Source organism: Promicromonospora sp. NPDC050262 (assembly GCF_040655935.1).
Taxonomy (GTDB): domain Bacteria; phylum Actinomycetota; class Actinomycetes; order Actinomycetales; family Cellulomonadaceae; genus Promicromonospora.
Genome location: NZ_JBFAKX010000003.1, coordinates 404,769 through 414,094, shown reverse-complemented (window position 1 = coordinate 414,094; position 9,326 = coordinate 404,769). Strand labels below are relative to the sequence as shown.

General features: G+C 72.9%; 10 protein-coding genes. 6 read left to right on the top strand and 4 right to left on the bottom strand.

The window, feature by feature from the left end:
- A partial coding sequence (locus AB0I29_RS07370) for a hypothetical protein (protein WP_357479861.1) occupies window positions 1-617 on the bottom strand: 617 nt, incomplete at its 3' end.
- A gap of 403 nt (window positions 618-1,020) precedes the next feature.
- Here AB0I29_RS07370 and AB0I29_RS07365 point away from each other — a divergent pair.
- Window positions 1,021-1,929 carry a DMT family transporter gene (locus tag AB0I29_RS07365; protein WP_357479858.1) on the top strand — a complete coding sequence of 303 codons (909 nt, stop codon included), beginning with the start codon at window positions 1,021-1,023 and terminating at the stop codon, window positions 1,927-1,929.
- 28 nt (window positions 1,930-1,957) lie between these two features.
- Here the strand turns inward: AB0I29_RS07365 and AB0I29_RS07360 are convergent, their stop codons facing one another.
- The gene (locus AB0I29_RS07360) at window positions 1,958-2,890 is read right to left on the bottom strand and encodes a hypothetical protein (RefSeq protein WP_357479856.1); all 933 of its coding nucleotides are present in this window, start codon (window positions 2,888-2,890) and stop codon (window positions 1,958-1,960) included.
- A gap of 250 nt (window positions 2,891-3,140) precedes the next feature.
- On the opposite strand from AB0I29_RS07360, the gene AB0I29_RS07355 reads away from it, so the two are divergent.
- Window positions 3,141-4,007, top strand: a complete 867-nt coding sequence (locus AB0I29_RS07355) for a class I SAM-dependent methyltransferase (RefSeq protein ID WP_357479853.1) — start codon at window positions 3,141-3,143, stop codon at window positions 4,005-4,007.
- On the top strand, window positions 4,004-4,588 hold the full coding sequence (locus AB0I29_RS07350; protein ID WP_357479850.1) for a DinB family protein: 585 nt from the start codon (window positions 4,004-4,006) through the stop codon (window positions 4,586-4,588). Before AB0I29_RS07355 ends, AB0I29_RS07350 begins: the two co-directional genes overlap by 4 nt.
- A gap of 74 nt (window positions 4,589-4,662) precedes the next feature.
- Here AB0I29_RS07350 and AB0I29_RS07345 read toward each other — a convergent pair whose 3' ends face one another.
- Together AB0I29_RS07345 and AB0I29_RS07340 are read right to left on the bottom strand one after the other, a co-directional pair.
- Window positions 4,663-5,121 carry a hypothetical protein gene (locus tag AB0I29_RS07345; RefSeq protein WP_357479847.1) on the bottom strand — a complete coding sequence of 153 codons (459 nt, stop codon included), beginning with the start codon at window positions 5,119-5,121 and terminating at the stop codon, window positions 4,663-4,665.
- Window positions 5,122-5,214: 93 nt separating this feature from the next.
- The gene (locus AB0I29_RS07340) at window positions 5,215-6,135 is read right to left on the bottom strand and encodes a LysR family transcriptional regulator (protein WP_285104846.1); all 921 of its coding nucleotides are present in this window, start codon (window positions 6,133-6,135) and stop codon (window positions 5,215-5,217) included.
- A gap of 95 nt (window positions 6,136-6,230) precedes the next feature.
- On the opposite strand from AB0I29_RS07340, the gene AB0I29_RS07335 reads away from it, so the two are divergent.
- Genes AB0I29_RS07335 through AB0I29_RS07325 form a run of 3 tightly spaced genes read left to right on the top strand, consistent with a single transcriptional unit; the run spans window position 6,231 to window position 9,316 of the window.
- Window positions 6,231-7,268, top strand: a complete 1,038-nt coding sequence (locus tag AB0I29_RS07335; RefSeq protein ID WP_357479843.1) for a pyridoxal-phosphate dependent enzyme — start codon at window positions 6,231-6,233, stop codon at window positions 7,266-7,268.
- 10 nt (window positions 7,269-7,278) lie between these two features.
- Window positions 7,279-7,899 (top strand): L-threonylcarbamoyladenylate synthase, encoded by a 621-nt coding sequence (locus AB0I29_RS07330; RefSeq protein ID WP_357479840.1) that lies wholly within the window; start codon window positions 7,279-7,281, stop codon window positions 7,897-7,899.
- Window positions 7,900-7,909: 10 nt separating this feature from the next.
- Window positions 7,910-9,316, top strand: a complete 1,407-nt coding sequence (locus AB0I29_RS07325) for a UTP--glucose-1-phosphate uridylyltransferase (RefSeq protein WP_357479837.1) — start codon at window positions 7,910-7,912, stop codon at window positions 9,314-9,316.
- The last annotated feature ends 10 nt before the right edge of the window (window positions 9,317-9,326 follow it).

Genomic DNA, 9,326 nt, shown 5'->3' with positions numbered 1-9,326 from the left:
TGTTGGGTCAGGCTGGTGCCGCGGGCCATGAGCTTGTTCGCGTCGGTTTGCGGGATGCGCAGGCGGGCGCTGATCTCGGCTGCGGCGGTGGTGTGCTCGGTGGTCCAGCCGCGGCGTCGGGCGATCTCGCTGGTGGCGCGGGACTGCATCGCGGTGGCCCAGGAGATGATGTCCTGCCACCGCGCCGCGACATCCAGCAGCTCGGCGTCATCGGCATCCGCCACCTCGACACCGGTCAAGGCGGCGACCAGGCTCGCGCCGACAGGGAGTCGGGTCAGGTCTGTCAGCGCGTCTGGATCGAGCGCGTCTGGATCGACCGCGTCTGGGTTGAGTTCGCCTGGGTCGAGTTCGTCTGAGTCGAGGGCATCGCGCGCGACGACATCGACGCCGAGATCATGGGCCGGCCGGTGCCCGCCGGCTCCGTGGCCGGTCCAGGTGACGACGGCCTCGGGCACGGGTCCCTTGCTGTCGAGGCGCGTCGACGGCCAGCCCAGGGAGATCGTCGTGGTGCCCAGGGGCGTGTCCGAGGCGGTGCGGAGCACGGTGTCGAGGGCGTACCGCAGTGACCGTTCCACAACGGTGAGAGGGTTCCGGCCCACGCCCTGGGACTCGTCCATGTGTTCCTCCTCCGATCTGCCTCGTTCTGCTCAGCATCTCAAACACCATCGAGGCATCGAATATATGTTCGACGGAACGCAAGCGCATCTCCAGATCGGAAGGTGTGGAGAACCCACCTGACCACCCCCACGGATCCGGCGCGAGACACCACCTCACCCGCCAGGACACCGCTGCTAGCATCCCGTCCGTGACTCCGAACCGTTCCGTCCTGCCGCCCCCGGTCGTCTGACCGGAGCGGCACCACGACCGGCCCGTACGGGCCGGTCATGCGGCGTGCTCCGAGACGTCTTCCCATCCTTCCGGACGCCTGACGGAACCCCAGGACCTCCTCGCGCGAGCTCCCGTCGGCCCTCCGGACCCCTCGGAACACGCCGGGACCTGCGGTCCCGGTCAGGAGCACACATGTCATCACCTCGAACCGGGCTGCTTCTCGTCTGCCTTGCCGGAGTCCTCTGGGGCACCGGCGGCCTCGCCCTGGAGATCCTGCGCGACCACTCGTCGATGTCCGTCCTCACGGTCAGCGCGTACCGCATGCTCATCGCGGCCCTCGTCCTGGTCGCCTCGTCGTTCGTGCTGCGCAGGGGGCAGCAGCTCGTGGCCCTGGTCCGCGAGCACCCGGCGCGCGCCGCCGTCGTCGGGCTGGGGACGGGCGCCTACCAGGCGCTGTACTTCGGGTCCGTCGCGACAGCGGGCGTCACCGTCGCCACGGTCGTCAGCCTGGGCCTCGCGCCGGTCCTGCTCGCCGCGGTGGACCTCCTCCGGGCCCGACGGCGCACGGCGGTCCGCCCCCGCTCCGCCCTGCGCCTCGGGCTGGTCATCTCCGCCGCGCTGTCCGGCCTCGTGCTGGTCAGCGCGGCGTCCGGGGCGGACGCCGTCGGGTCGCGTCCGGTGCTCGGCCTGCTGCTGGCCGTCGCCTCGGGCTCGGTCTACGCCGCGACGACGACGCTCGGCGGCACCCTGCTGGCGTCACCGGACGTGGACCCGCTCGCGCTGACCACGGTGGCGACGACGGCGGGCGCCGTCGGCCTCGTCCCGGCCGCGCTGGTCGGGGGAGGGCCGCTCGTCACGAGCGACCCGGTCGCACTCGGCACCCTCGCCTACCTCGGTGTGTTCACGATGGCCCTCGCGTACGGGCTGTTCTACGCGGGCCTGCGCACCACCCGCAGCGGCGCGGCCGTGGTCGCGACGCTGCTGGAACCCGTGACGGCGGCGGTCGCGGCCGCTGTCGTGCTGGGTGAGCGGCTCGGGCCGGCCGGGATCGTGGGCTCGGTGCTCATCCTGGCCGCGGTGGCCGGGCTGGACGAGGGGTAGCGCGGGCGGGGGGGGTGGCAGACCCCGCTCAGGCGTACGACCAGCGTCCGTCCTGCCGTGGTTTCTGCTGCGCCGGGACGGACGCGTCGTACTCGACGGCGGTCATCTGGCCGGTGTTGTACTGGTCGGCGATGTACTGGCTGAACTGGCCCGAGTCGAGCGTGTGCGCGTTGTCCTCGTAGTCGTACTCGTTGTAGCTGCCCTGGGCGCCGTAGCCGCCCGGCGGGGCGGCAGGAGCGGCGGTCGGCGCCGGTGCGTGCATCCCCGCGGGCGCGGCGTACGCGGTCTGCGCCGCGCCCGCGACGGGACCCGTGGCATGCGCACCCGGGTACGAGCCCGAGCCGTACGCCTGCTGACCTGACCCGTAGTCCAGCTCGGAACCCGCCGCGTACTGCGGCTGGTATCCCGCCCCGTAACCGGGCTGGGCGCCGCTCTGTGCCACGGCATCGGCAGCCGGCTGGTACGACGGGTAGGCGCCCGTGCTCACCTGCTGCGGGGCGGGCTGCCAGAGGTCTGCCGGTGGGTTCGGCGAGTCGAACGACGGCGTCGGCCCGGCGAGGCTGTGGGCCGCCTGGTTCTGCACAATCTGGTTCTGCGTTGCCTGGTGCTGTGCCTGCGCGGCGAACAGCGCGGACGCTCCGGCGTCCGGCTGCACCCCGTTCAGCTCGCCGTGGATCCGGCCGGCGAGGTTCGCGGCGATGGCGAACCGCAGCGGGGCGAGGGAGTCCACCGACATCGTGCCCGTCACCGCGGGCGGGGGGAGGAACGCGAAGACCTCGTCGTCGCCGAGCCGCATCCCTTGGTCGAGCGCCGTGTTGAGCGTCTCCTCGAGGAGGTACTCGGCGCGTCCGTCCTCGCCCTCCAGGTCGGCGAACATGTCGTCCATCGAGTTCCAGCGGCGTTCCAGCGTGCCCTCGACCGTGTCGAGGAACCACCACCCGTCGTGCGACTCGAGGAACATGTCGCCAAAACAGGAGGCGAAGCGTGGCGTCTTGCCACCCGTTCCTATCCACGACCAGGACGACAGCGCGAACTCGTAGGCGTCAGGTGCGAATTCTCGGATCAGGTGCACCTTGCGAATGTTGCCATGCTCACACTCCGAGCAAAAGGGGCGTACTGGATATGTAACGATTCGGCTCCAACGAATCACCCAGTATTTTCCTCCCGGAAACACTTGGCCGTCGCACGCCGGGCATCGCTAGCGTCGGGCCATGGAGCGCACCGAGGGTGATACCAGGAAGAACGGCGGGCGCGGGCCCGGTCACGACCAGCTCGCGCTGGACGCGCGGGTCCAGGCGTACTACGCGGGCCTGACCGGCTGGGACGAGCATGCCCGGCTCACCGCGCGCTCGGCGCAGGGCCCGCTGGAGCACCGCAGGACCCAGGAGCTGGTGCGGCAGCGCCTCGCCCCGGGCGCGCGGGTGCTCGACGTCGGCGGCGCCACCGGCGTGCATGCCGCACCGCTCGCGGCGGACGGTTACGACGTGCTGCTCGTGGATCCCGTCGCCGAACAGGTCGCCCGCGCGGCGGAGCACGGCACCTTCGCCGCGCGCGTCGGTGACGCCCGGGATCTCGCGGCTCCGAGACTGGCGCTGGCGGACGACGCGTTCGACGCCGTCCTGCTGCTCGGCCCGCTCTACCACCTCGCGTCGCGCGTCGACCGGCTGCGGGCGCTGCGGGAGGCCGTGCGCGTGACCCGGCCCGGCGGCACGGTGGTCGCCGCGGGGATCACGCGGCTCGCGGCGCTGGTCGGCGGCGGGTACGAGCAGTTCGGTCCGCCCGTCTGGCTGGCGGTCCTGGAGCGCGGCGAGGCGCCGTCGGACCTCGCCTTTCCCGCGGCGCACTTCCACGACGCCGCGGAGCTCGCAGGGGAGGCGGCGGAGGCGGGGCTGTCCGACGTCGTCGTGCACGGTGTCGAGGGACCGGCCGGCGGGGCGCTGGAACGGGTGCCGCTCGCCGCCCCGGAGGCGCCCGCGCTGATCGACTCCGCGCTCACGCTCGCCCGCGCCCTGTCCACGACGCCGGGGGTCGCGGACATGAGCCAGCACGTCCTGGCGATCGGTACGGTCGCACCATGAGCACCGAGACCAGCCCGGGAACCAGCCCGCAGATCAGCCCGGACACGAACGAGCTCCCCCGGACCGACCCGCCCCTGGCCGCCGACGAGGTCACCATGCTGCGGTCGTTCGTCGACTTCTACCGCGCCACGATCCGGCGCCAGTGCGCGGGCCTGACGGCGGAGCAGCTCCGCACGCCCCACCCGCCGTCGACCATGACGCTCGCCGGGATGCTCAAGCACCTCGCCTACGTCGAGGACGTCTGGTTCTCGGTGCGGCTGCGGGGGAACGATCCCGCGCCGCCGTGGGACACGGTCGACTGGGCCGCCGACCGCGACTGGGACTGGAACAGCGCCCTGACCGACTCCCCGGAGAGCCTGACCACGCTGTTCGACGACGCGGTGGCCGCCTCCGAGGGGATCCTGGACGAGGTGGTCGGGCAGGGCCTGGACCAGGAGGTCGTGCGCCCGGCCGGCCACGCGGGGCACGGCGGGCGCATCACGCTGCGCTGGATCCTGGTGCACATGGTCGAGGAGTACAGCCGGCACGCGGGGCACGCCGACCTGCTGCGCGAGGCCCTGGACGGCGCGACCGACCTGTAGGCCGGGCACTGTAGGCCGGGCCCTGGAGAACGAACGCGGAGAACGCGGGGAACGAACGCGGAGAACGCGCTCGCTCAGAACAGGAACCACGCGTAGTCGGCGGCCTCGAGCACGATCCAGAAGCGCAGGAACCGCCCGACCAGGCCCGTGCTCAGGAACAGCCACATCCGCACGCGCAGCACGCCCGCGACCACGGACATCACCATGACCGGCGGCAGCCCGGCGAACGCAGAGGCGAACAGCACCACGCCGAGGTAGACCGGGCGCCCGTCGGTGCGGTCGCGCCAGCGCGTCATCGCGGCGGCGGCCTTGGGCGAGTCCAGCTTGCGGCGCAGCCAGGGCAGGTGCGTGGTCCCGGCGCCGGCCCAGTACCAGAGCAGCTTGCCGGTGATCTGTCCGACGGCGGCGACGGCGGCCAGCACCACGCTCGGGTACGTCTGGTCGGCGGCGGCGATCGCGAGATAGGCCTCCAGGGCCATGAACGCCGCGACGGCGGCACCCGCCGAGTAGAAGAACGTGGACAGCAGGAGCATCGGGCCGGGTCTGTCCTCAGCAGGAGGGTCGCGAGCCGGAGGGCCGCGAGACGGAGTGTCGCGAGAAGGAGAGGCCCGGCCGAGTGGCCGGGGTCACATCGAGACGGTAGCGCCTACGGCCACGAGCTGCCGAATCAGGGCCTCAGCGGGCGGCGCGGGCGGCCCCACGGTGAGCGCCATCACGCGGCGCAGCGCCCCGGGCAGGGGAGCGGTGGCGATCCCCGGGTGCCGGTGGGCGAGCAGCGTCAGCCCCGGCAGCAGGCTGACACCGGCCCCGGCGGCGACGAGGGCCTGCACGGCCACGTAGTCGTCGGTCTCGAACGCGATGCGGGGCGCGAAGCCGACGGCGGCGCAGCGGGCGACCATGTCGGCGCGGCAGCGCTCGCAGCCGGCGATCCAGTCGGCGTCGTCCAGCGCCCGCAGGTCAGGGGTGACGCCGGGCTCCGGCGCGGCGTCGAGGTCCGCGGCCGTCACGAGGTTGACCGGCTCCTCGAGGATGGTCGTCGACTCGAACCGCGACAGGTCGTCCATGGAGCGGGCGTGGCGCACGTCGACGTGCTCGAACACCAGCGCGACGTCGACCGCCCCGGACTGCAGCGCGGCGACGGCGTCCGGCGGCTCGTGCTCGACCAGGCCCACGGACAGGCCGGGGTGCTCCTGCACGAGCCGGGCGACGGCGTCCGGCACGAGGGTGGCCAGGGCGGAGGGGAAGGCGGCGAGGCGGGCCCGGCCCGCGCGCAGCCCGGCCAGGGCGTCGAGCTCGCGCCGCGCGCCCTCGACGCGCCCGAGGATCTCCTCGGCGCGGTTGGCGAGCAGGCGGCCGGCCTCGGTGAGGCGGACGCCGCGGCCGTGCCGCTGCAGCAGGGGGATGCCGGCGTCGGCCTCCAGGCGGGACAGGTGGTGGCTCACCGACGGCTGGGCGTAGTGCAGCTCCTTTGCCGCGGCCGTGACGGAGCCCGTACGGGCCACCGCCGCGAGCACCCGCAGCCGGGTGAGGTCGAGCTCTGCGGTCATGTCACCAGGCTAGCGCAGAAAGATAGGTGCTATCGATCGAAAGTCCAAGTAACAAGTATTGGACCTATGGGTCATGAGCGGGTCACGCTGGATTCATGATGGTCGCGCCCGCCCCAGACGCCGCCCGCACCGACGCCACCCGAGTCGACGGCACCCGCACCGCCGTCTCGATCGCCGACGTGCTGGCCGCGCAGTCGCGCCTGGACGGCACCGTGGTCCGCACCCCGGTGGGCGAGTACCCCGACGTCGACCGGGCGGCCGGCACCACCGTCGTCGTCAAGCACGAGAACCAGCAGCGCACCGGAGCCTTCAAGGCCCGCGGCGCCAGCAACCTCCTGCTGTCCATGTCCGACGCCGAACGAGCCCGCGGCGTCGTCGCCTACTCCACGGGGAACCACGCACAGGGCGTCGCCTACGCCGCCCGCCTGACCGGCACCGCCTGCACCATCGTCATGCCTGACGACCCCAACCCCGTCAAGCTGCGGGCCGTGCTCGACCAGGGCGCCGACGTGCTGCTGCAGGGCGCCACGTTCGACGACGCCCGCGCGCACGCCACGGCGCTCGCGGCCGCCTCGGGGGCGCGCCTCGTGGGCGCCGCGAACGAGCCCGCGATCATCGCCGGCGTCGGCAGCCTCTACCTCGAGCTGTTCCAGCAGGCGCCCGGCCTCGACGTGCTCGTGGTCCCCGTCGGCGGCGGGTCCGGCGCCGCCGCGGCGGGCCTCGTCGCCTCCGCCGTCGCGCCCGGCACCGAGGTGATCGGCGTGCAGTCCGCGGCGTCGCCCGCGGCGCACGACTCCTGGCACGCCGGGACGCTCCTGGAGCGCGCCAACACCACCCGCGCCGAGGGCCTCGCCGTCGGCTGCGGGTTCGAGATCACCCAGGCCCTCATGCGCCGGCACCTGGCCGACTTCGTGCTCGTCACCGACGAGCAGATCAGCGCCGCCCAGCAGCTCTACCTCACCGGCGCGCACACGGTCGCCGAGGGTGCGGGGGCCGCCGCGCTCGCCGCCGTTCTGGCCGACCCGGAACGGTTCGCAGGCCGCCACGTCGGCGTCGTCTGCACGGGCGGGAACGCGAGCGGGGACGAGCTGCGGCGCGCCCTGGGTCGCGCCGACGCACCCGCCCCCGACTAGGCTCGGCCGCATGGCCCGCTACTTCGACGTCCACCCCGCAGACCCTCAGCCGCGCGCGGTCGCGCAGGTGGTCGCGATGCTGCGCGACGACGCGCTGATCGCCTACCCGACCGACTCCTCCTACGCGTTGGGCTGTCGCATGGAGTACCACGACGGCGCGGACCGCATCCGCGCCATCCGGCGGCTCGACGACAAGCACCACTTCACGCTGGTCTGCTCGGACTTCGCCCAGCTCGGCCAGCTCGTCAGGCTGGACAACTCCGCGTTCCGCGCCATCAAGGCCGCCACGCCCGGGCCGTACACGTTCATCCTGCCCGCCACCGCGGAGGTGCCCCGCCGGCTCGCGCACCCCAAGAAGAAGACCGTGGGCGTGCGCATCCCCGAGTCCGCCGTCACCCAGGCGCTGCTCCGCGAGCTCGGCGAGCCCCTGCTGTCGTCCACCTTGATCCTGCCGGACCACGCCGAGCCCCTGACCGACGGCTGGACCATCAAGGAGGAGCTCGACCACGTGCTCGACGCCGTGGTCGACGGCGGCGACGCCGGGACCGAGCCGACCACCGTCGTCGACTGGTCCGACGGTTATCCACAGGTGGTCCGAGAAGGGGCCGGCGACCCCGCCCGTTTCGAATAGCCTGGGGGTCATGACCGACCCCACCGGGCTCGAGCAGGCCCGCACCAAGATGACCCAGGCAGGCGTGGCACCCGCCGCGATCGAGACGTTCACGCGCTTCTACCACCTGCTGGAGTCCGGCGAGACCGGCCTGATCCGCGAGAACGACGTCGACCCGCTCGTCGACATCCCCAACCGCGCCGAGCTGACCATCAGCGACGACGACGCAGCCGCCGCACTGGCGCAGACCGCCATGCTCAAGCTCAACGGCGGGCTCGGCACGTCCATGGGCATGGACCAGGCCAAGTCGCTGCTGCCCGTCCGGGAGGCGCCCGACGGCGCCGGTGAGCTGCTCACCTTCCTCGACATCATCGTCGGCCAGGTCCGCGCCGCCCGGCAGGCCACCGGTGCCCGCCTCCCGCTGCTGTTCATGAACTCCTTCCGCACCCGCGACGACTCGCTCGCCGCCCTGCAGCAGTACGCCGACATCGCCGTCGACGGGCTGCCCGTCGACTTCCTGCAGAACCGCGAGCCCAAGCTCCTCGCCTCGGACCTCACCCCCGTCACCTGGGAGAAGGACCCCGACCTCGAGTGGTGCCCGCCCGGGCACGGCGACCTCTACCCGGCGCTGCACGCCTCCGGCGTCGTCACCGCCCTCCTGGACGCCGGCTTCCGGTACATGTGCGTCTCCAACTCCGACAACCTCGGCGCCACACCCGACGCCACGATCGCCGGCTGGTTCGCGGCGTCCGGCGCCCCGTACGCAGCCGAGCTCTGCCGCAAGACGGCCGCCGACGTCAAGGGCGGTCAGCTCGTCGTCCGCAAGGCCGACGGCCGCATCGTCCAGCGCGAGACCGCGCAGACCCACCCCGACGACGTCGCCGCCTCCCTGGACGCGACGCGCCACCCCTTCTTCCACACCAACAACCTCTGGTTCGACCTCCAGGCGCTGGCGGCGGAGCTGGAGCGGACGGGCGGCGTGCTCGAGCTGCCGCTGATCCGCAACGACAAGACGGTCGACCCGTCCGACTCGTCGTCGCCCGAGGTCGTGCAGATCGAGTCCGCGATGGGTGCGGCCGTCGCCGTCTTCGAGGGCGCGACCGCCATCGAGGTCGAGCGGTCCCGGTTCCTGCCGGTCAAGACCACGAACGACCTGCTGGTGCTGCGCTCGGACGTCTACACCCTGACGTCGGACTACCGGCTCGAGGCCCAGGCGCCCGCTCCGCTGGTGGACCTCGACAAGGCCCACTACAAGCTGATCGACGGCTTCACGCAGCGGTTCGCCGCGGGCGCACCGTCGCTGCGCGACGCCGACTCCCTCACCGTTCGCGGCGACTGGACCTTCGGGTCGGGCGTGCGCGCCGAGGGCAAGGCGACGCTGTCGGGCGAGGGCGGCACGGTGCCGGACGGCGCGACGGTCGGCGCCGAGGGGTTCTGACGGGCTGCAC